The 22,539-nt window shown below is 38.7% G+C and carries 23 protein-coding genes; 17 read left to right on the top strand and 6 right to left on the bottom strand.

Going from position 1 to position 22,539, the window contains the following annotated elements; genetic code table 11:
• The first annotated feature begins 11 nt into the window (after positions 1-11).
• The 7 genes from MKL38_RS01800 (at position 12) to ychF (ending at position 7,246) form a co-directional block, all read left to right on the top strand.
• The gene (locus MKL38_RS01800; RefSeq protein ID WP_151745158.1) at positions 12-1,235 is read left to right on the top strand and encodes an SfnB family sulfur acquisition oxidoreductase; all 1,224 of its coding nucleotides are present in this window, start codon (positions 12-14) and stop codon (positions 1,233-1,235) included.
• Positions 1,235-2,647 carry an LLM class flavin-dependent oxidoreductase gene (locus MKL38_RS01795; RefSeq protein ID WP_270902325.1) on the top strand — a complete coding sequence of 471 codons (1,413 nt, stop codon included), beginning with the start codon at positions 1,235-1,237 and terminating at the stop codon, positions 2,645-2,647. The genes MKL38_RS01800 and MKL38_RS01795 overlap by 1 nt, the downstream gene beginning before the upstream one ends.
• Before the next feature lie 14 nt (positions 2,648-2,661).
• On the top strand, positions 2,662-3,492 hold the full coding sequence (locus tag MKL38_RS01790; RefSeq protein ID WP_005041242.1) for a MetQ/NlpA family ABC transporter substrate-binding protein: 831 nt from the start codon (positions 2,662-2,664) through the stop codon (positions 3,490-3,492).
• 13 nt (positions 3,493-3,505) lie between these two features.
• Positions 3,506-4,339, top strand: a complete 834-nt coding sequence (locus MKL38_RS01785; RefSeq protein ID WP_270902578.1) for a MetQ/NlpA family ABC transporter substrate-binding protein — start codon at positions 3,506-3,508, stop codon at positions 4,337-4,339.
• A 5-nt stretch (positions 4,340-4,344) separates the two neighbouring features.
• Positions 4,345-5,421, top strand: a complete 1,077-nt coding sequence (locus MKL38_RS01780; protein WP_270902324.1) for a methionine ABC transporter ATP-binding protein — start codon at positions 4,345-4,347, stop codon at positions 5,419-5,421.
• Entirely contained in the window at positions 5,402-6,061 is a 660-nt protein-coding gene (locus MKL38_RS01775) for a methionine ABC transporter permease (protein WP_056479479.1), read from the top strand. Before MKL38_RS01780 ends, MKL38_RS01775 begins: the two co-directional genes overlap by 20 nt.
• 93 nt (positions 6,062-6,154) lie before the next feature.
• Entirely contained in the window at positions 6,155-7,246 is a 1,092-nt protein-coding gene (ychF, locus tag MKL38_RS01770; RefSeq protein ID WP_017390507.1) for a redox-regulated ATPase YchF, read from the top strand.
• Between the two features lie 47 nt (positions 7,247-7,293).
• On the opposite strand, the gene MKL38_RS01765 is transcribed toward ychF, so the two are convergent.
• Complete coding sequence (locus tag MKL38_RS01765; RefSeq protein WP_270902323.1) at positions 7,294-7,815, bottom strand: Mpo1 family 2-hydroxy fatty acid dioxygenase; 522 nt, start codon at positions 7,813-7,815, stop codon at positions 7,294-7,296.
• Between the two features lie 96 nt (positions 7,816-7,911).
• On the opposite strand from MKL38_RS01765, the gene MKL38_RS01760 reads away from it, so the two are divergent.
• Complete coding sequence (locus tag MKL38_RS01760) at positions 7,912-8,616, top strand: Crp/Fnr family transcriptional regulator (RefSeq protein ID WP_270902322.1); 705 nt, start codon at positions 7,912-7,914, stop codon at positions 8,614-8,616.
• Positions 8,617-8,787: 171 nt separating this feature from the next.
• Positions 8,788-9,084 (top strand): hypothetical protein, encoded by a 297-nt coding sequence (locus tag MKL38_RS01755; protein WP_003651320.1) that lies wholly within the window; start codon positions 8,788-8,790, stop codon positions 9,082-9,084.
• 72 nt (positions 9,085-9,156) lie between these two features.
• On the opposite strand, the gene MKL38_RS01750 is transcribed toward MKL38_RS01755, so the two are convergent.
• Positions 9,157-9,627 carry a hypothetical protein gene (locus tag MKL38_RS01750; protein WP_026056091.1) on the bottom strand — a complete coding sequence of 157 codons (471 nt, stop codon included), beginning with the start codon at positions 9,625-9,627 and terminating at the stop codon, positions 9,157-9,159.
• A gap of 121 nt (positions 9,628-9,748) precedes the next feature.
• Between MKL38_RS01750 and MKL38_RS01745 the strand changes: the two genes are divergently transcribed.
• The 6 genes from MKL38_RS01745 (at position 9,749) to dapC (ending at position 16,541) form a co-directional block, all read left to right on the top strand.
• The gene (locus MKL38_RS01745) at positions 9,749-10,471 is read left to right on the top strand and encodes an AzlC family ABC transporter permease (protein ID WP_017390503.1); all 723 of its coding nucleotides are present in this window, start codon (positions 9,749-9,751) and stop codon (positions 10,469-10,471) included.
• A 1-nt stretch (position 10,472) separates the two neighbouring features.
• Positions 10,473-10,814, top strand: a complete 342-nt coding sequence (gene ygaH, locus MKL38_RS01740; protein WP_003651314.1) for an L-valine transporter subunit YgaH — start codon at positions 10,473-10,475, stop codon at positions 10,812-10,814.
• Between the two features lie 130 nt (positions 10,815-10,944).
• A complete protein-coding gene (locus tag MKL38_RS01735) occupies positions 10,945-11,334 on the top strand; it encodes a tautomerase family protein (protein WP_005041253.1) in 390 nt (129 codons plus the stop codon).
• Between the two features lie 103 nt (positions 11,335-11,437).
• Positions 11,438-12,655 (top strand): formate-dependent phosphoribosylglycinamide formyltransferase, encoded by a 1,218-nt coding sequence (gene purT, locus MKL38_RS01730; RefSeq protein WP_270902321.1) that lies wholly within the window; start codon positions 11,438-11,440, stop codon positions 12,653-12,655.
• 27 nt (positions 12,656-12,682) lie between these two features.
• Complete coding sequence (gene glnD, locus MKL38_RS01725; protein ID WP_270902320.1) at positions 12,683-15,346, top strand: [protein-PII] uridylyltransferase; 2,664 nt, start codon at positions 12,683-12,685, stop codon at positions 15,344-15,346.
• 25 nt (positions 15,347-15,371) lie between these two features.
• Entirely contained in the window at positions 15,372-16,541 is a 1,170-nt protein-coding gene (gene dapC / locus MKL38_RS01720; RefSeq protein WP_270902577.1) for a succinyldiaminopimelate transaminase, read from the top strand.
• A 50-nt stretch (positions 16,542-16,591) separates the two neighbouring features.
• On the opposite strand, the gene MKL38_RS01715 is transcribed toward dapC, so the two are convergent.
• From MKL38_RS01715 to msrB, 4 genes are all read right to left on the bottom strand, one after another.
• On the bottom strand, positions 16,592-17,224 hold the full coding sequence (locus tag MKL38_RS01715) for a LysE family translocator (RefSeq protein WP_270902319.1): 633 nt from the start codon (positions 17,222-17,224) through the stop codon (positions 16,592-16,594).
• Between the two features lie 64 nt (positions 17,225-17,288).
• The gene (locus MKL38_RS01710; protein WP_270902318.1) at positions 17,289-18,134 is read right to left on the bottom strand and encodes an AraC family transcriptional regulator; all 846 of its coding nucleotides are present in this window, start codon (positions 18,132-18,134) and stop codon (positions 17,289-17,291) included.
• Entirely contained in the window at positions 18,134-18,619 is a 486-nt protein-coding gene (locus MKL38_RS01705; RefSeq protein WP_003651303.1) for a glutathione peroxidase, read from the bottom strand. Before MKL38_RS01705 ends, MKL38_RS01710 begins: the two co-directional genes overlap by 1 nt.
• The gene (gene msrB / locus MKL38_RS01700; RefSeq protein WP_004792889.1) at positions 18,616-19,035 is read right to left on the bottom strand and encodes a peptide-methionine (R)-S-oxide reductase MsrB; all 420 of its coding nucleotides are present in this window, start codon (positions 19,033-19,035) and stop codon (positions 18,616-18,618) included. Before msrB ends, MKL38_RS01705 begins: the two co-directional genes overlap by 4 nt.
• 239 nt (positions 19,036-19,274) lie before the next feature.
• Here msrB and MKL38_RS01695 point away from each other — a divergent pair, with 239 nt between their 5' ends.
• Together MKL38_RS01695 and MKL38_RS01690 are read left to right on the top strand one after the other, a co-directional pair.
• On the top strand, positions 19,275-20,705 hold the full coding sequence (locus tag MKL38_RS01695) for a pyridoxal phosphate-dependent aminotransferase (protein ID WP_005047543.1): 1,431 nt from the start codon (positions 19,275-19,277) through the stop codon (positions 20,703-20,705).
• A gap of 475 nt (positions 20,706-21,180) precedes the next feature.
• Complete coding sequence (locus MKL38_RS01690; protein ID WP_127491509.1) at positions 21,181-22,488, top strand: dicarboxylate/amino acid:cation symporter; 1,308 nt, start codon at positions 21,181-21,183, stop codon at positions 22,486-22,488.
• Positions 22,489-22,539 lie beyond the last annotated feature (51 nt).

Genomic DNA, 22,539 nt, shown 5'->3' with positions numbered 1-22,539 from the left:
GAGAAATTGTCATGACTTCATATCAATCGGTTCAAACTAAACAAACATCGGCATCAAACCAAGCACACATTATTCAAAATGATGCTGAAGCTTTGGAAATTGCTAAACAATTTGCTGAGCAATTTAAAAAAACCGCAGTAGAACGCGATACCAAGCGAATTTTACCGTATACCGAAATTGATGCCTTAAGCCAGTCTGGGCTTTGGGCAATTACAGTACCAAAGCAATATGGTGGTGCCGAAGTTTCAAGCCATACGGTAGCTAAAGTAATTGCCCTTTTAAGTGGCGCAGATGGTTCAATCGGACAAATTCCACAAAACCATTTCTATGCCCTAGAAGTCTTACGCAATACAGGCACAGAAGCTCAAAAACAACGTTTATACGGCGAAGTTTTAAATGGCACTCGCTTTGGTAATGCACTTGCCGAGTTTAAAACTAAAACTTCAACTCATAAACAAACCAATATCCGCCCTCACGAAAATGGATATCTCATTCAGGGTGAAAAGTTTTACTGCACAGGAAGTTTATTTGCTCACCGTATTCCAACCTTAGTTTTAGATGATGCAGGCCGAGAATATCTAGCCTTTGTAAAAAGTGGTTCACAAGGATTAAAACTTGTGGACGACTGGTCTGGCTTTGGACAGAAAACCACAGGTAGCGGCACAGTTAAGTTTGATCAGGTTTTTGTAGATGCAGACGATGTTATTCCTTTTGATACTGCATTTTTACAACCAACTTTAGTGGGACCTTTTGCCCAAATTATGCATGCATCGATTGAGGTAGGTATTGCACGTGCAGCCTTTGAAGAAAGCTTGCAAAGAGTACATCAAGCTCGCCCATGGATTGATTCACAAGTAGAAACGGCAAGCCAAGATCCTTTAACAATTTATGAATTAGGACGCATTGCCGTAGATGTACGAGCAAGTGAAGTTCTATTAAAACAAGCTGCTCAATCAATTGATGCCGCAAAAATTGAAACCACACCTGAAAGGATTGCTAAGGCTTCAATTGATGTTGCCAAAGTACGTGCTCATAGTAGCGATATCGCATTAAAAGCCTCGTCGAAGCTGATTGAACTTGCTGGTAGCCGTGGTAGTCAAGCACAAGATGGCCTAGACCGTTTCTGGCGCAATGCACGCGTGCATACGTTGCATGATGCTGCACGCTGGAAATATTACTTTATCGGCAACTATGTTCTGAATGGTGTTCTACCACCTCGTCGGGGGACATTGTAATGACAGACTTTAAAGCGAAAGAGATTTTACTCAATGCTTTTGATATGAACTGTGTTGGGCATATTAATCATGGTCTATGGACACATCCACGTGATGAGTCACACCGTTTTAATGAGCTGAGCTATTGGACAGAACAAGCCAAAACCTTAGAAAGTGGTCTGTTTGATGGTTTATTTATTGCTGATATTACAGGTGTGTATGACGTCTATCAAAATGGCATTGATCTGACTTTAAAAGAGTCAATTCAGCTCCCGAGCCATGACCCTTCTACACTCATTTCAGCTATGGCAGCAGTCACTCAAAACTTGAGTTTTGGTGTGACTGTTAACTTAAGCTATGAGCATCCGTATCAGTTTGCTCGTCGCTTTGCGAGTCTTGACCATTTAACTCAAGGTCGTATTGGCTGGAATATCGTTACGGGTTATCTAGATAGTGCTGAACGCTTGATTGGTCAAAAAGGTTTAAAAGACCACGATGCTCGCTATGAACAAGCCGAAGAGTTTTTAGAGCTTTGCTATAAATATTGGGAAGGTTCATGGGAAAACGACGCAGTCAAAAAAGATAAAGTAAATCGTGTTTTTACAGACCCAACTAAAGTTCACACCATCTACCATCACGGAAAATATTACCAGAGTGAAGGTGTTTTTCAGGTGTCTCCTTCTGTGCAACGCACCCCAACATTATTTCAAGCTGGTGCTTCACCGAAAGGTATGCAGTTTGCGACTCGTCATGCCGAATGTGTATTTATTGGCGGCGACAAGCCCGAAAAAATTCGTGAACAAGTGAAAAAGATCCGCGCTCTTGCTGAACAGCAAGGACGTGCAGGTGATGACATCAAAATCTTTGTCGGCATAACCGTTGTCGTTGCTGAAACACATGATTTAGCTGTACAAAAACTTAATGAATATCGTCAGTACGCAAGTCCTGAAGCAGGCTTAGCTCATTATGCGAGTTCAACAGGTATTGACCTAAGTAAGTTTGACGATGATGAAGCGATTCCTTACCAAAAAAGTAACAGCATTGTTTCGATTACCGAAAAATTTAAAGAGCAACAAATCACGAAAAATGACTTAAAAGCTCAACATGTTTTGGGTGGTCGTTATCCACTCATTGTCGGTAGTGGCGAAGAAGTTGCTGAATATTTAATTCATCTTTTAGATGAGACTGATATTGATGGCTTTAATTTGACACGTACTGTTGCACCTGAGTCTCACCACGACTTTATTCGCTTGGTCATTCCTGAGCTGCAACAACGTGGTCGCTATAAAACTGCATATAAAACGGGTTCACTACGGAACAAAATCTTTAATCGGGGTGATCAATTACCGAAACAGCACCCTGTTCAAGCGTTCCGATGTAGTCCCTCTAACAACAGCAAAAACTTAACAAAAATTGAAGAAATAACTGCTTAAATTTGGAGATAGACATGGCTCAAACAGCCTCTAAAAAATGGCTAGGCGTAGGCTTAGTCGTTGTAGTCCTTTTTGTTGCTTTATTCTTTTGGAATAAGCACCGTCAAAGTGGCTCAAATGAACTTGTAATTGGCATTAGCCCACCATTTGCAAAAACTTTACAAGCTGCTGCCGATGAAGCAAAGCTACAGGGTTTAAATGTGAAACTGGTTGAATTTTCTGACTGGAATACACCAAACATTACTTTAAATCATGGGGATATTGATGCGAACTTTTTCCAGCATCAACCGTTCTTAGACAATGCAATTAAAGAAACTGGCTTTAAATTAAAAGCATTTGCAGTGGGTGCAGCATCACATGTGGGACTTTATTCAAAGAAATATAAAAGCCTTGATGAATTACCACAAAATGCACGTGTAGTCATTCCAAATGATCCAGTGAACCAAGGTCGTGCCCTACTACTTTTACAGCAAGCTAAATTAATTACGCTTAAAGATTCAAACAATCATTTATCTGCACTCAAAGATGTTGTTTCAAACCCTAAAAACTTGCAATTCATCGAGGTTGAAGGACCACAAACTGCTCGTGCAATTGATGATGTTGACTTAGCTTTTGGCTACCCACATTACTTACGCTTAGCAAAAACAGCTGACCCTGAAAGTGCACTTTTACTTGATGACAATACCAATAAACGTTATGCCATCTTGTTTGTAGTGCGTGATGACTATCAGGACAAGGGCGACAAATTGAAGAAATTTGTTGAGATTTATCAGAACTCGCCAAAAGTTAAAGCTGTCTTAGATGCTGAGATTGGACCAACGCTTTGGTTCCCGGGCTGGAAGTAATAACGGAAAGATTATGGCTATTCAGTTCAAACAATATAAGCCTTGGTTACTCGGAATTACGATTTTAATCGTGATTCTGGGTCTCATCGGTTATCGCTATATTAAAAATAAGCAAACCGATGATGTTTTAACGATTGGCATTAGCCCACCTTATGCTGAGCTATTACAAAGCGTTGCCAATGAAGTTGAAAAGCAAGGTGTTCACGTCAAGCTTGTTGAATTTTCTGACTGGCGAGCACCGAATGTTGCCGTACAAAACGGCGATATTGATGCAAACTTTTTCCAGCAAAGTGTATTTCTACGCAATGCCGTTAAAGAAACAGGATATGACTTACACGCATTTGCTGCGGGTTCAGGAAGTCACGTAGGTTTATATTCAAAAAAATATAAAACACTTGATGATTTACCGTTAAAAGCACGTGTTGCTATTCCAAACGATCCAGTCAATTTAGCTCGTGCCTTAATTTTGCTACATCGCGCTGGCTTAATTCAGCTAAAAGACAGCAACAATGAACTTTCGACCACCCAAGACATTATTGCTAATCCTAAACAGCTAAATTTTGTTGAGGTTGAAGGCCCGCAGACAGCACATGCATATAACGATGTCGATTTAATTTTCGGCTTCCCTCACTACTTAAAAATGGCAAAGGTAACCGACCCGCATAGCGCATTATTTTTAGATCCAATTGATAAAAAATATGCAATTTTGTTTGTGACCCGTCGCAATTACCAAGATAAAAACCAAAAACTAGCAACCTTTGTTAAAGCATTCCAGAACTCAAAACAAGCGCAGGATATTCTGGATAAAGACTTTGGCCAAGGTATGTGGTTTCAAGGCTGGAAATAAGGAGAATGACGATGGTGAGTTTTGGATCACAAGTTGATTTTTCTCTACCCCATATCAAAATTCGTGGTTTAAATAAGTTTTACCAATCACAAGGTCAAAAACTCCATGCTTTAAAAGAGATTAACCTTGATGTTCCCCAAGGTAAAATCTTAGGCATTATTGGTAAAAGCGGTGCAGGAAAATCTTCCTTGCTCCGTACTTTAAATGGCTTGGAACAAGTGAATACTGGCAGTATTCATATTCATCAACAAAACATTGCTGAATTGAGTCATGCCGAACTCATTCAAACCCGTCAACGCATTGGAATGATTTTTCAACATTTCAATTTAATGTCTGCAAAAACAGTTTGGGAAAATGTGGCATTGCCCTTAAAAGTTTCCAATTACAACAAAGCAGATATCGACCAACGTGTAAATGAAGTTTTGGCTTTAGTCGGGCTAGCAGATAAATCTAGCTATTATCCATCACAACTTTCTGGTGGGCAAAAGCAACGTGTCGGTATTGCACGTGCACTTGTTCATCACCCTGAAATTTTACTTTGTGATGAAGCAACTTCAGCGCTTGATCCAGAAAGTACAGCCACTATTTTGGCTCTGCTTAGAAAGATTAATCAGGAGCTTGGCTTAACTATTGTATTAATCACTCACGAAATGCAGGTCATTCGAGAAATTTGCGATCAAGTCGTAGTGATTGATCAAGGTGAGATTGTAGAGGCTGGACAAGTTTGGTCTGTATTTTCACGACCAGAGCAACAAATTACTCAAGAATTGCTGAATCTTGAACAGATCACCCTGCCTTTTAAGATCAGTCCGTTACCCGATGAAAATTCGACTCATATTATTATAAAACTTAAATATGAGGCTGAAGCTCATCAGGTTCCTGATATTCAAGAACTACTTGCTAGATTTAAAGCACCGGTCAATTTATATCAAAGTCAGGTCGATACTATTCAAGGACACACTATTGGTTCACTTTTAATCGGTATTCCTAATGTAGAAATTGATATTTCATCCATACGACAAGACGCATTAACAGCAATTGCACAATTTGAGGTACTTGGCTATGCCCGACCAGCTCATTGATCTATTAATTACTGGAACTGTAGATACCTTACTTATGGTGGGTGCATCTGCATTAATTGCTTTTTTAATTGGCTTACCCATTGCTGTTGTTCTAGTGAGTACTTCTGAGCATGGCATTCACCCATCACAAAAGATTAATCAGGCTTTGGGCTGGGTAATCAACATTACTCGCTCTGTACCTTTTCTTATTTTAATGGTTGCACTTATTCCGCTTACTCGCTGGATTGTGGGTACAAGTTACGGTGTATGGGCAGCCGTTGTTCCATTGACGATTGCTGCAATTCCTTTCTTTGCGCGTATTGCAGAAGTTAGCTTACGTGAAGTCGATCAAGGCTTAATTGAAGCTGCACAAGCGATGGGTTGTAACCGTAAACAAATTATTTGGCATGTACTTTTACCAGAGGCTTTGCCAGGTATTGTTGCGGGCTTTACTGTCACAATTGTTACCATGATTAACTCCTCTGCGATTGCTGGTGCTATTGGTGCAGGTGGCTTAGGAGACATCGCTTATCGTTATGGCTATCAACGTTTTGATATGCAAATTATGGTGGCTGTAATTTTAGTGTTGATTGTTTTAGTCATGTTAGTACAAGCAACTGGTGATGCATTAGCCCAGCAACTTGATAAACGTAAAGTTTAAACTCAACAGAACCCTGCTCTAGCCATGACTTTGTCATGGCTTTCATGTAAAATCAGCGACAATTTTTAATTTACACATTTGTGAGTGGTTTTCATGGGTTTTAATTGCGGTATTGTTGGTCTGCCAAACGTAGGGAAATCTACCCTTTTCAATGCATTAACGAAAGCAGCAATTGCAGCGGAAAACTTCCCTTTCTGTACCATTGAACCAAACACAGGTATTGTTCCTGTACCAGATCCACGTTTAGACAAACTTGCTGCGATTGTTAAACCGCAACGTATTTTGCCAACTACAATGGAATTTGTAGATATTGCAGGTCTTGTTGCTGGTGCATCAAAAGGTGAAGGCTTGGGTAACCAATTCCTTGCTAACATTCGTGAAACTGATGCAATTGCTCACGTGGTACGTTGTTTCGAAGATGAAAACGTGATTCACGTAAACGGTAAAATTGATCCGTTAGATGACATCGCAACCATCAATACTGAACTTGCACTTGCAGACCTTGAAACTGTTGCTAAAGCAATTTTACGTTTGACTAAAGTCGCTAAAGGTGGTGACAAAGAAGCTGTTGCAACTAAAGCAGTTTTAGAAAAAATCCAACCATTACTAGACGAAGGTAAACCAGCTCGTGCGGCTGATTTGTCTGATGACGAACGCAAATTAGTACGTGGTTTTGGTTTAATGACTTTAAAACCAACGATGTATATTGCAAACGTTGCTGAAGACGGTTTTGAAAATAACCCGCATTTAGATGCAGTAAAAAAACTTGCTGCGGAAGAAAACGCAATTGTTGTCCCTCTTTGCAACCAGATCGAAGCTGAAATTTCATTATTAGAAGATGAAGATCGTGCTGAGTTCCTAGAAGCAATGGGCATGGAAGAACCAGGCTTAAATGTGGTTATTCGTGCAGGTTATGCGCTTTTAGGTTTACAGACTTATTTCACTGCTGGTGTACAAGAAGTACGTGCATGGACTGTAAAAGTTGGTGCTACCGCTCCTCAAGCAGCTGGTGTTATTCACACTGACTTCGAAAAAGGCTTTATCCGTGCTGAAGTTGTTGCATATGATGACTTCGTACAATACAACGGTGAAAACGGCGCTAAAGAAGCTGGTAAATGGCGTTTAGAAGGTAAAACTTACATCGTTCAAGATGGCGATGTAATGCACTTCCGTTTTAACGTATAAGTTAAAGCTCAAAAAAAGCCCCAATATGTTGGGGCTTTTTTTTATGTTTAATGACTTAAATCCATCATCTCTCGTTTACTACGTGCCTCTTGTAAAATACGCGCATGCAATGGCTTTCTAAAACCCAGCATAAATATAAATTCTGCCAATACAAATAACGGCCCTATCGCAAGTCCAATCACGTCATCAACAAAAGCCGGTTTTTTCTTTTCGAAATAATGCCCAACAAACTGAAAGACCCACCCCACCACAAAGAAGCCAATACTTGCTGCTAACCATTCTCCCCAAGATAATTGAGCAATTTGGCTCGCCAGTGGATAAACAGCGACTAAAAGAATCAGCATGAGTAAACCAAATACTTTATCTAAAGTGAAATAATAGATCGTACTAGCTGCAATCAACACTATAGCTAAAGTAAATTTAAAACTACCAATATCTATCCCAGCTCTTGCTGTTAAACATAAAATTGAAAACACGATGAGTGGAATACCAATAAAATGCGTCAAAATATTTTTATGATTTAAGTGGTAAGCCGCATATTTGCTAAGCTGTTGCTCCAGATTTGACATGAGTTATTCCCTATTAATCAACATATAGTCATACTGTACAAATAAGGAAAACTTAAAGTTGTCAGCTATTTGACAAAGTAATGATTTTTTTCATGGATGGCCCCAATATTGGACATTATTTATATTAACCGATTAAAAGAAAACACATGGTTTAGTGCGCTTCCAGAAGCATTCCAAAACTTTATTCTAGAACATGGTAAGCAAAGAACCTTTGAAAAAAATAGTTATGTTTTCCGTGCCCAAGATGTGTTTGATGGCATTTATACCGTGCTTGAAGGCTCAATTAGCTTAGGTTATGTCGACGTAAATGGTAATGAAGCACTTTCTGCTATTGCTGAGCCAATTATGTGGTTTGGTGAAATATCCCTCATTGACCATGAACCGCGCTCGCACGATGCGATTGCTTTGAAAAAAAGTACGGTTCTACATATTCCTGCGAAGCCCTTAAATAAGCTACTCAAAGAAAATCCCTATTACTGGTACTATTTTGCTCGTTTAACCAGTCAAAAACTTAGGTATGTTTTCTTAGAGCAGATTGCGATACAAACACGCAGTATTTCTCAAAGGCTTGCTCAGCGTCTTCTATTTATTTTAGAGGGTTATGGTAATCATATTCTCATTCAAGATCATCACATTCATATTTCTCAAGAACAATTGGCAAATATGCTAACGACATCTAGACAGACCATCAATCATGAACTAAGCCTGCTCGAAAAACAAAAGATCATCAAAATTGCTTTTAAAAAAATTGAGATTTTAGATATTGAAAAATTGAAAGTAATTGCTCATGCCCATTCGTGATTCTTACTAAGGCAGCTATATAACAAAAACTTAAAATTAAATTAAAAAATTAGATAACGCTGCAAAACAAAACATTGTTCAAACTCTATTTCACAAAATAAATGTTTTAAAGCAGATATTTTCATTTTACACTCAGGCTGAGCAATAATACTCAACAAGGCGCTGATTAACATGAAAAAATTATCAACAATTCTTACAGCAGGCGTATTGGCTATGCTAAGTGTTTCGGCATTTGCATGTCCAAAAGGAACTCAATTACAAGGCGGTACAGGACCAAATCATAAAGGCGGAAAATGTGTTGCTGCACACGGCAAAGCAACTGCTAAGAAAGAAGTAGCAAAAGCAAAACAAGATGTTAAAAAAGATATGACTGAACAAAAGCATGAAGCCATGACGAAATCTATGCATGCTCAGCATGATGCAAATCAAATGAAACATGACGCAATGAAACCAGCAACAAAACCTTAATTAACATTCACTCATTATCGTTTAAAAGCAAAAAAGCGAGATTGATCATCTCGCTTTTTATATGTGTCTGCTTTATTTTGGAGAAGTATTTCCAAGACTTGGCTTCTCAATTGCATCCTTACATTGAGCTTTATCTCGCTCATAATCTGCCTGCTTCTTAGCAACCGAATCATTATTTTCAAGCGTTTCACGAGCCCACACATCTAGACTAGTGAGAGCTTTACGACAAAGCGCGTATTTCCCTTCTGTCACTGAGTCAGTCATTTTCACATTGATACGCCAGTCTGTACTCAATTGACGTAAAGGTTTACGAACTTTGTCATCGATTTGACTTAGTTGCTTTTCATAAACCAAATGCTCAACCGTATTAATTAATGTCCATGCTTTTTGAGCATAAACAGTTGCATCATTGGTTAGTTTCGGTGCTGGTTTAATTTCTACTTTTTTTTCTGCACCCTGATTACCATTGTCACAGCCCTGCAATGTAAAAATACCTGCACTCAACATGGCGATATAAACTAAACGAATCTTTGCGTTGAACATATCAAACTGCCGATTAAACATTTCGGCACTATGCTATTAAATTCGGCTACAATACTCAATCTTTCAAGTATTTTTATCATTTGGTTTATTGCCAAGGTGCATTGTGTCCAAACAACAATTGATGGCTGATCAAACGGCAACTTTTTGGCAAGGTGCCAAAGATAGTCAAGCTATCGTACTCACCTATTTACCCGTTTCTTTTGCCTTCGGTGTTTCTGCATCTCAGTTTGGTTTTACACCATGGGAAGCTTTTTTCCTATCTTGCTCAATGTATGCTGGAGCCAGTCAGTTCTTGGTTGTCGCACTTTTGGCTAGTGGTTCATCTATCTGGTTAACTGCATTAACAGTCATTGCACTAGATATTCGTCATGTGCTTTATGGGCCAGCCCTATATAACCTTATTCCAAGTAAACTCAATCTTAAGAAAACAGCACTTTGGGCTTGGGGATTAACCGATGAAGTTTTTGCAAGTGGCATGATCCAACTTTCACAACGTCGTCAGCAATGGTCTGAGTCTTGGATGTTAGGACTTAGCTTATTTAGTTGGATGGCTTGGGCAACTGGCTCATTGTTAGGGGGATTATTTGCAGATCAGGTCACTCATCTTCCAAAATTTTTACAAGCAGCATTAGACTTTTTACTTCCTGCTTTATTTTTGAGTTTCTTGTTAGCGGCTTTTGAGCGAAAACATAGCCTTGTAGTCGCTGTATCTTTAGTCGTTTCAGCTTTAGCCTGCTATTGGATTAACTTATCTGCTGCCATTTTTATTGGCATTCTTTCAGGCATTTTAGCAGGCCTGTTTAAACATTATGTTTTAAGACAACAAGAAGAGGTCGAAGTTTAAAATGAACCTAGAGATTATTCTGGTCGGCATAATTGTGGGTATTGCTAATTTCGCCTCACGTTTTGGACCATTCTTTGTTATACAAAAGCTACAAGGTACACAGCAAAGACGCGGTTCAGTCTGGTTAAAAATTGCTTTGGGAAGCATTGGTATATCTGCAATTAGCGCCATGCTTGTGGTTGCGACCCTTCCACCACTTCTTGAAAATCCAGATAAGAGCTTCGCCATGCTTATCGGCTTTTTGGTTTTAGCGGGACTTTATTTTAAATTTAAGAAAATTGTTCCAGCAACTTTAACTGCCGCTATTGTTTATGGCCTGATCTATACTTATTTACCTTTATAAATAGATAAACTCATCTTCCTTATATAAACTAAAACCTAGCCAGAAGCGTTTAAGATTGAAACTTCTGGCGTAAAAACTAATTTTTTAAATTGATTAAAAAGATAACTTCATCTACCTATTAGAGATAAAAATGTCACAAGTTAAAATTTACGCAAATGAACAAACGATTATGCAATATCGAGAATTACTTTCTCATGCCATACATCAAGCACTCATTGAAGAATTGAAATATCCGGTTGAGAAAAGATTTCAACGTTTTATTAGCCTTAAACCAGGAAACTTTATTTATCCTTCAGACCGTAGCCAACACTACATCATCATTGAGCTTTCAATGTTTATAGGTCGCAGTACAGAAACAAAAAAGAGACTCATCCAAACGTTATTTCGCAATATTGAAGAACAATGCAAAATAGCGCCTCAAGATATCGAAATTACGATTTTTGAAACACCTAAAGAAAATTGGGGTATTCGTGGTAAAAATGCCGATGAGCTACTTTTAAACTATCAAGTTAATGTCTAAATAAAGTACATTCTTAATTGTCCGACAAAATTCATTTTTTATGCGTTATAAGGCTTAACTCCACCATAAGTTCTGCTATGCTTAAAAAAATAATTTTGTCAGGATGATTCGCATGAGCGTGACACTCGGTACCCCACTTCAATCTTCTGCATTTAAAGTTTTATTGTTAGGTTCAGGAGAGCTTGGCAAAGAAGTTGTAATTTCACTACAACGCCTTGGTGTAGAAGTACATGCAGCCGACCGTTATGATCATGCGCCAGCCATGCAAGTTGCACATTTTTCTTATGTGTTAAATATGGCTGATCCTACTCAATTAAAACAACTCATCGAAAAAATTAAACCGAATTTAATTGTTCCAGAAATTGAAGCCATCGCTACAGAAGTTCTCGTTGAAATTGAAGCGAGCCAAACTGCAACCGTTATTCCTTCTGCTAAAGCTGTAAACCTGACAATGAACCGTGAAGGTATTCGTCGTCTTGCTGCTGAAGAACTTGGTTTACCTACCTCTGCTTATCGCTTTGCTGATTCACTAGAAAGCTTCCGCGCCGCTTCTGATGATATTGGTTATCCAAATTTTGTAAAACCAGTGATGTCATCTTCAGGTAAAGGCCAATCTCGTGTAAAAAGTTTCGATGAAGTCGATGCTGCTTGGGAATATGCGATGCAAGGTGGTCGTGTTAACCAAGGTACGGTCATCATTGAATCTCAAATTGATTTTGATTTTGAAATTACATTACTTACCGTTCGCGCTAAAAACCCTGAAACTGGTGAAATCGAAACTCACTACTGCGACCCAATTGGTCACCGTCAAGATGCAGGTGATTATGTAGAAAGCTGGCAGCCTCAACCAATGACACCAGCTGCACTTGAAGAAGCAAAACGTATTGCAAATAAAGTGACAACAGCACTGGGTGGCTGTGGTATTTTTGGTGTAGAACTGTTTATTAAAGGCGATAAAGTCTGGTTCAGTGAAGTATCACCTCGCCCACATGATACAGGTCTAGTGACTCTAGCATCGCAGTTTCAAAGCGAATTTGAACTGCATGCTCGTGCAATTTTAGGATTACCAGTGAACACAGCTCGCCATAGTGTTGCCGCTAGTGCAGTCATTTATGCGGGGGTAGATGCCAACAACTTAAGCTACAGTGGCTTAAATACGGCGTTAGCCAATCCAAATACTGACCTACGCCTGTTTGGTAAACCAGAAGGTTTCAAACGACGTCGTATGGGTGTGGCAACTGCTCGTGCAGAAAATACTGATCTTGCTCGTACTTTAGTGAAAGAAACCGCTGATCAAGTAAGCGTAAAAACCAACTCTTAATATTTACTTATTGGTAGACCCATTTTCATGATCAATACATCGCCATTGCTGAACTACGTTACAAGCCATCATGATATTAAAGCCATTAATCAATGGCGAACGGATGTAGAAAAGCAATTGCAGGATTCATATGAAAATGGGCAATCGATTCGAGAAGTCATTAAAGCGCGCTCAGACCTCGTTGATGAAGCACTGATCTTTTTATGGAAACATGCTGAACTCGACCAGACAGGATTAGGTCTTTTTGCAGTAGGTGGTTATGGGCGCCGTGAAATGTTGCCCTATTCCGACGTTGATATCATGATTTTGTCAGAACATGAAATTAACGAAGAAAACGAAAAGCGTATTTCTACATTTATTTCCTCTTTATGGGACGTTGGTAATTTTAAACCCGGCATTAGCGTTCGTACCATCCAAAGCTGTGTTGAACAAGCTGCGACAGATCTAACCGTTGCAACGACTTTAATTGAAGCTCGTTTAATTACTGGTAATAGTCAACTTGCAAAATGGCCGCGTCGTATTGTTTCGCAAACGTGGACAGACAAAACCTTTTTTGATGCAAAAATGGCTGAACAAGCCAAGCGTTACCACCAACACAACAATACTGAAAGCAATTTAGAACCCGATATTAAAAATGCACCGGGTGGCATTCGTGACATTAACCAGATTGGCTGGATAGCCAAGCGTCATTTCCGTGTGAACCGCATTTATGACTTAGTACATTTAGGTTTTATTTCAGAGTTTGAATTAACAGTTTTAGAAGAAGCTGAAAGTTTTCTTTGGGAAATTCGCCACCACTTACACCGCTTAGCGAAACGTGATGAAAACCGTCTTCTGTTCGATCATCAAAGAGAAATTGCGGCTCAATTTGGTTATGTCCGTCAAGAAGGTCAGCCTGTAAATTACGGTGTCGAGCAGTTCATGAAACGCTACTACCGTACCGCACAACAGGTTTCTACCCTCAATGAAATGTTGTTGGCCTATTTTAGCGAATCAGTCATTACTCCGCGCTTACCAAATTACGAACGTAAAATTGAAGAAGTTAATAATCATTTTAAAATCGTTGATGACAAGCTTGCAGTACAGCACCACAAAATATTCGCAGAACACCCAAGTGCTATTTTAGAATTATTCTATATTTTGGCTAATCGACCAGATATTGAAGGGATCCGCGCTCGCACTCTACGCTTACTTATTCTTGCTGCAAAACGCATTAATCAAAATTATCGAGATAATCCTGAACATCAAGCGCTATTTATGTCGATTATTCGCTCACCCTATCGTCTATACGATACTTTGGTTGCGATGAAGCGCTATGGTGTTTTAGGAAACTATATTCCAGCATTTGGCCAAATTATGGGTCTTATGCAATATGACCTATTCCACATCTATACAGTCGATGCTCACACATTATTATTGCTGCGCAACTTAAACCGTTTTAAAGAACCTGAGTTTGCTAAAGAGTTTCCAGTTGTAAGCTCTGTTTTCCAACGTCTCGCACGTCAAGATATTGTATTTATCGCTGCATTATTTCATGACATTGCTAAAGGCCGCGGTGGAGACCATAGTGAACTCGGTGCAGAAGATGCAATCGAATTTGGACGTGCACACGGCTTTACAGAGCGTGAATGCAAACTAATTGCATGGCTCATCCACAACCATTTACTCATGTCACTGACTGCTCAGAAAAAGGATATTTCCGATCCAGATGTTGTTAAAGATTTTGCTGAAAAACTTGGCGATATGGAACATCTTGATTATCTATATACCTTAACGGTTGCCGATATTAATGCGACGAATCCAAAACTGTGGAACACATGGCGTGCTTCACTTATGCGTCAACTTTATACGCATGCCCGTGATGTAATTCGTACAGGTTTAAGTCGTCCTGTTGACTATCAAATGCTGATTGAAGACACCAAATTTGCAGCAAGTGAATTACTGGTGAATAACTTCTCATTAGCAGACGTCGAAAAAGTATGGCAAGAGCTAGGTGATGAATACTTCATTAAAGAATCAGCAGATGAAATTGCATGGCACACTCAAGCAATTTTGAAGCACGGTGATAATCCAGAGCCATTAGTACTGTTGCGTGCTCACCGTAAAGCTGCCCAAGATGCAGTGCAAATCTTTATATATACACGTGACCAACCCAACCTTTTTGCCACCACTGTTGCAGTTTTGGACAAAATGAATTTAGACGTTCAAGATGCAAAGATTATCACGGCAAGTACGGCATTTAGCTTGGACACCTATGTTGTACTTGATCGTTTCGGTACATTGCTGACCGACCCTGAACGCGAAGAAACCGTTAAAACTGCATTAGTAAAAGCGCTTAGTCAGCCAGATCAATATCCAGGACTCATGCAACGCCGAATTCCACGTCAACTACGTCATTTTGATATTGAAAATACAGTTGACGTTACATTGAATGAAGCGTTACAGCAAAACATGGTCGAAATTTCAACACTTGATCACCCTGGCCTACTTGCACGCGTAGGTGGCTTATTTATGATGCAAGGTTTAGACATCCATTCAGCTAGAATTGCAACTTTAGGTGAACGTGCCGAAGATATTTTCTTTGTCACGAAAAAAGATGGAAAACCGTTAAATAACGAAGAGGTCAAACTCTTCTCGGAAAAGCTTAAAGCTGCATTAGATGAAGCATCTAATCAAATTTGTCAGCACTGAAACTCAACTAATTGGTAACTGTTTAATGAACTCTAGCTTGTCGTTATTGCACCCGTATCCATTTGAAAAGTTAAACCAGCTTTTTAAGGATATCACTCCTGCTAATCTTCCATTGATTCCACTATCAATTGGTGAACCTAAGCACCCAGCACCAGAGTTTGTTAAACAGGCAATCATTGACAACTTTAATCATCTATCAACTTATCCGAATAGTAAGGGTTTGCCAGAGCTTCGCCAAAGTATTGCAGAGTGGTTAACCAAACGCTTCAAACTGAATAGCATTAGTGCAGAAAATCATATTTTACCCGTATCAGGTACTCGTGAAGGGATTTTCTCATTTGTTCAGGCGCTCATTAACCGTGAAGACGCGCCGTATGTAGTAATGCCGAATCCGTTTTATCAAATTTATGAAGGTGCAGCTCTACTCGCTGGTGCAAAACCTTATTTCATCAATTGCACCGAAGAAAATGGTTATTTAGGTGATTTTGATGCTGTACCAGCAGAAGTATGGGAAAAAACAGCCCTGCTTTTTGTATGTACACCAGGTAACCCAACAGGTACGGTGCTTTCTAAAGAGCAATTCAAAAAGTTAATTGCCTTATCTGATCAATATAATTTTGTTATTGCTTCTGACGAATGCTATTCAGAACTTTGGTTCGATCAAGCACCTACAGGCTTATTAGAAGTTTGTGCAGAACTTGGTCGCGATGATTATAAAAACTGTGTCGTATTCCATTCACTTTCTAAACGCTCAAACTTACCGGGTTTACGCTCAGGTTTTGTTGCTGGTGATGCAGAATTATTAAAACCATATTTGCAGTATCGTACTTATCATGGTGCAGCAATGCCTGTTCAACATCAGCTTGCATCAATTGCAGCATGGAATGATGAAAACCATGTTGAAGAAAACCGTAAGCAATATCGTGCAAAATTTGATTTATTCCAAAACGAATTAGGTCACTTATTACCTCTGCAAAAGCCAGATGCTGGTTTTTATTATTGGTTAAAAGTTGATAATGATGAAACTTTTGCCAAGATGTTAATGGAAAAAGCACATATTAAGGTTTTACCTGGCCGTTATTTATCTCGTGACACAGATCAAGGTAACCCTGGGGAAAATCATGTGCGTATGGCTTTAGTTGCCGATTTAGCGCAATGCGAAGAAGTGGTTAAGCGTTTAAAAGCAATTCTCTAAGCATAAGTAAATTGTACAGCCTTTAGTAATATTAAAGGCTGTACACTACATTAACTATAAATAAACAGCAGTAGTGCGAAAAATATAAAAGCCAAACTAGAGCAATAATATAGGCCCTTAGCAGAACGTTTAATCTGTTCTAGAACCCGATTTTGAAGCAATAAGCGAACCAATAATAAGTTCCAAGCAAGAACCACTCCAGTCATCCACGTACTCATCAGTAATTTTTGAAGCAAATTAAAGTCATGCTGAATGAGCAACATTAAGCTACTATAAAACATAATATTTTTCGGATTAAGAAGACTAGATTGTATTCCTAACACTAAGCTCTTAACTTTATCCTGCTGTTGATGCCCTTGATCCATCAAACCATTTTTTTCAATAGCAAAAGTTAAGGTGCCAGACCGAGCAGCACTAAAACAAAGGTAGCTCAAATAAACCAAATACCCCGCCCCAAGCCATTTAAGTACTAAAAGAATGTTCGTACTCAAATTTCCAAGCACCATAAATCCAAACATACACGCCATCAAAATCAAGGCATTACCAAAAGTAATTCCCACAATGACACCATATGTATAGCGCAAACCTTTTTGCAAAAGGCTGGTGAGAATCAGAAAGAAGTCAGGTCCCGGAGATAACAAAGCTAAAAAATGGGTAAAGGCAATAACTAAAAAAACTTCCATAACGGCTTCATCTGTAAAACAGTATGGAATAGCTTAAAAATAGAGAAAAATAATTTCTTGTAAGTTATTGCGCGGCAACGAGTTGGAACTGACGAGGAGTGATTCCTGTATGGGCTTTGAAAGCTTTATGAAAATGGCTCTGATCACTAAAGCCTAAATTTACAGCTAGCTCTGCGAGTGGAATGCCTTGTTTTAATTGTGCTCTGGCCTGATTAACCTTTAAATTAATTTGAAATGCATGGGGTGTTAAGCCCACATTGGCTTTAAATAGGCGAATGATTGCATATCGACTAAGGCCTACCTGTTGGGCAAGCTCTTCTAAAGAAATAAATCGTTCGGATGATTTAATAATATGAATCAAGTCCAAAAAGCTTTCATACAAATATTGAGTTTTCTTTATTTCCTCTAATATAAAATGAGGTAATAACAACTGTGTAAGGCAATAGATCAGCGACTGTTCTTTTTCGAGAATTAATTTTTGAGAATCAAATAAAGTTTCATTCATATCAGAAAAAGCCTGATATAAATTTTCATCTTTAATAATGAGAGGTCTATGCTGGGGCAAATTTAAATCAAAGCCCTCTTTTTGAAACTCGGCGTACCATTGATTAAGCCAAGATATATCCAGATGCAGCATCTGGTAACTCCAAGCCTGATCAGGCAACGGGTTACAAGAATGTTCAATATGGGCAGGCACAATGACTAATGTGCCGGCAGAAATCTTTTGTGCTGTACCAAATGAGCTTTGAAAAACGCTATTCCCTTCGTCTATAGCTCCAATTGAAAATGTTGGATGACTATGAGACTTATAACATGTTCGGCTAAGACAAGACCTTCTGGTTTCAACATAAGGCATTCGCCCATCTTGCCAAAACTCAAAATCTTGGGGAATAGCGTTCATTGAATTCATTAACTTGCTAATGCTTTTTCAATATCAGCTTCTAAAGCTTCTGGTTTAGTCGTAGGAGCATAGCGATTTAACACAGCGCCATCTCTTCCCACCAAAAATTTGGTAAAGTTCCATTTAATCGTGCTACTCCCTAAAATACCTTTAGCTTCACGTGTTAAATATCTAAAAATCACATGAGCTTCCGGTCCTTTTACATCAACTTTTGCAAACATCGGGAATTTCACCCCATAGTTGCGCTGACAGAACGTACCGATTTCTTTATTGTTACCTGGATCTTGCCCCCCAAACTGGTTGCAGGGAAAACCTAAAACTTCCAAACCTTGATCTTTATATTTCTCATAAAGTTTTTCAAGGCCAGCAAATTGTGGTGTAAAACCACATTTACTCGCAGTATTTACAATTAGTAAAACTTTACCTTTGTAATCAGCTAATTGCTTAACTTCACCCTCTAACAGTTCAGCTTCAAACTGATAAATATTACTCATGGATAGGTTTCCTCATCATTTTTTTCTTGTGATTTCAGTTGTAATGATGCCGAGTTTACACAATAGCGCAAACCAGTCGGCTGTGGTCCATCTTCAAAAACATGCCCTAAATGGGCTTCGCAATCATGACAAACAATTTCAGTTCTGACCATACCATGCGATAAATCGTCATGTTCTTCAATTGCAGTTGGCTCAATCGGTTTAAAGAAGCTAGGCCAACCACAACCACTGTCATATTTAGTATCTGATGAGAACAATTCTGCGCCGCAGCAACGGCAAACATAGGTACCATGTTGCTTAGTATTCCAGTATTGCCCCGTAAATGCAGGTTCGGTGCCCTTTTGTCGTGTAATCCGATACTCTTCTGGTGATAACTCTCTTTGCCATTCCCGGTCTGTTTTATTGACTTTTCCCATGACATGCACCTTTATTCTGATGTAAACATTTCTGATGATTGAGTTTTTATATTTACGCCATTCATCACAAAAACACTAGTCTCTGAACGTAAAATTTGTTGGAATTTAATCATCTAAGCAATAGAAAGCAAAAAGTAAGCAAAACTCAAAAACAAAAGTAAGCAAATTTATGTTTTATTTCCTTCCAAGGAAGCAAAGATGGTGCTATTCTTGTTTGGCACGGTTGTATAGGACAAAACATGTCTCAGAAAAAAAGTGTGCTTTTCCAGCAACTATTACCAGTTATCAAACAGTATCAGCAATCGGGCTTTACCCATGAAAAAATTGTTGAATTACTAAAAGATCAACACGATCTAAATTTGGTAACAGTTAAAACATTTAAAAGTTATTTATACCGATATGCAAAAGTGAATCCAGTTATGTCTAAAAATACTGCTACCATCCATTCCATGCCCTCCACTCGAGAAATTAAAAAATCATCAAAACTTGAGCATGTTTGTTATGACATTCGTGGGCCGGTATTGCGAGCCGCCAATGAAATGGAAGAGCAAGGACATAAAATTATCAAATTAAATATTGGTAACCCTGCTCCATTTGGTTTTGAAGCACCACAAGAAATTATTAATGACGTTGCTTTAAATCTGCCAAATGCAATTGGTTATGTTGATTCAAAAGGTATCTTTCCAGCACGTAAAGCAATTTGTCAGTATTACCAACAAAAAGGCATTCTAAATATGCACGTGAATGACGTGTATATTGGCAATGGCGTATCTGAACTTATTGTCATGGCGATGCAAGGCCTACTTGATGATGGCGATGAAATGTTGATTCCAATGCCAGATTATCCACTTTGGACAGCAGCTGTTAATCTTTCAGGTGGTACTGCAATCCACTATAAATGTGATGAAGAAAATAGCTGGTATCCAGATATTGCTGATATTGAAAGTAAAATTACGCCGAACACACGCGGCATTGTCATTATTAACCCGAACAACCCGACTGGTTCAGTATATCCACGTCATGTGCTTGAACAAATTGTCGCAGTTGCAAAGAAACATGACTTAATTTTATTTGCTGATGAAATTTACGACAAAATTATTTATGACGGCATTGAACATGTTTCAGTGGCATCATTAGCTGGTGACCAGCTATGCGTATCTTTTAATGGCTTGTCAAAAGCTTATCGTATTGCAGGTTTCCGTTCAGGATGGATGGCAATTACTGGTGACAAAAGCCGTGCTGCTGACTATATCGAAGGTTTAGATATGTTGGCATCTATGCGCCTATGTGCAAACGTTCAAGCTCAATATGCGATTCAAACCGCCCTCGGAGGATATCAATCAATCAATGACTTGATTCGCCCAGGTGGCCGTTTATACGAACAGCGTAATATTGCTTGGGAAATGCTAAACGAGATTCCAGGGGTAAGCTGCGTGAAACCAGAGGGAGCAATGTACTGTTTCCCTCGCCTCGATCCGAACATCTATCCAATTGAAGATGATGAAAAGTTAATGCTTGATTTGTTACGTGCAGAAAAAGTGTTATTGGTGCAAGGTACGGGCTTTAATTGGCCAACTCCAGATCATTTCCGCGTGGTTTTCTTACCTGCTGAAAATGAATTACGAGAAGCAATTACTCGTTTAGGTCGTTTCTTAGCCAACCGTCGCTAAAAAAATGCATATCAAAAAAGGCATCTTAAATTGGATGCCTTTTTTGATAATTCTATTTTATTATTTAAAAAAAATAATTATCGCAAATACTTTCACCTTTCTACCCCTTAAAGAACAACACTTTGAAGTTAAATGTTTTTCATTGGAAATTTAGTTCTTTTTATCTTTCAATTCACTTTAATAATTCATTTATATATTTTTTACCATACGTTTAAATTTGTGTGTAATTTCGCATTTCTCTCAATATTCATTATGCAAAAAATGCATGGTTCAATATATTTTTGCATTTCACACTGCTTCAAAATCGAGCAACAATCCCCTTCCATAACAACATCACCATATTCGATTCGGTTAAACAGATACAGATATCTAGGAAGATAAAATCGTTAAAACGACCGGACTGAACTAACAAGGAAAGCTTTCAATTATCCAAATCCCATCAAAGGATGATTGAATCAAATGGATAGAGGTTCATATGAAGCAAAAGAAATTGCTCAAGTATATTGTTGTTGCTATTTTACTTGGCATACTGACAGGTTGGATTTGTCACCACTTCTTTAATGAAGGTGAACAACTGAAGCAAATCGCTTCTTATTTCAGCATTATTTCAGACATCTTTTTACGCTTAATCAAAATGATTATTGCTCCACTGGTATTTGCCACAATTGTTGCAGGCATTGTATCAATGGGGAAATCTACATCAATTGGAAGTATTACACTCAAGTCAATGACTTGGTTTATTACTGCTTCGTTTGTATCGCTTGCAATCGGCATGGGATTAGCTAACTTCTTCCAACCTGGTGCAGCTTTAGATTTAGCATTACCAACAGCACAGCAAATTAGTAGCTCTTCTCTCCCAACTACTACTGGTTTCACCCTACAATCATTCTTAAGTCATGTTTTCCCACGCAGCATTGCAGAAGCAATGGCCAATAATGACATCCTACAAGTACTCGTTTTTTCAATTTTCTTTGGTTCAGCTCTTGCTTTTGTTAATCAAGGCAACGAAAAAGACTCAGTTATTGTTCGTTTGACTGAAGAACTCAGTAAAATCATGTTCCGCATTACCGATTACGTCATGATGTTCGCCCCTTTTGCAGTATTTGCAGCAATGGCTTCTGCAATTACAGTACAAGGTTTAGGCTTAATCGTTGACTACGGTATTTTAATTGCAGAATTCTATTTCGGTCTTCTATTACTTTGGATCATTTTATTCTCTGTCGGTGCGATCGTACTGAAAAAAGATATTTTCCGCTTAGGCAAATTAATTCGTGAACCTGTAACGCTTGCTTTTGCTACAGCTTCAAGTGAATCTGCGTACCCAAAAGTAATGGATGCATTAAATAAATTTGGTGTACCTAAAAAAGTGACTAGCTTTGTATTACCTTTAGGTTATTCATTTAACTTAGATGGTTCAATGATGTATACCACTTTTGCAGTACTGTTTATTGCTCAAGCTTACAACATCGATCTTAGCTTCACTCAACAAATCTTAATTCTGTTAACGCTTATGGTGACAAGTAAAGGTATTGCGGGTGTATCACGAGCTTCTATCGTCGTTATTTCAGCAACACTCACCATGTTCAATTTACCTGAAGCAGGTATTCTATTATTGCTTGGTATCGATCAGTTCCTTGACATGGGTCGTACTGCAACAAACGTAGTAGGCAACAGTATTGCTACTGCCGTAGTTGCTAAACTTGAAGGTGATAAAGTAGCTGATACTGAAGAACTATCAGAGCCTGTATTAATTAAATCAACTCAAGAACAAACGACCGCTTAAGTTTCTCTTTTCTCCCACTCTCCCAACTTAAGAGCAATTTTATATGACCTT

The organism is Acinetobacter sp. AOR14_HL (assembly GCF_027855175.1).
GTDB classification, from domain to species: domain Bacteria; phylum Pseudomonadota; class Gammaproteobacteria; order Pseudomonadales; family Moraxellaceae; genus Acinetobacter; species Acinetobacter calcoaceticus.
The sequence above is the reverse complement of the archived record's forward strand: the minus strand, read 5'-3'. Positions and strand labels throughout refer to the sequence as shown.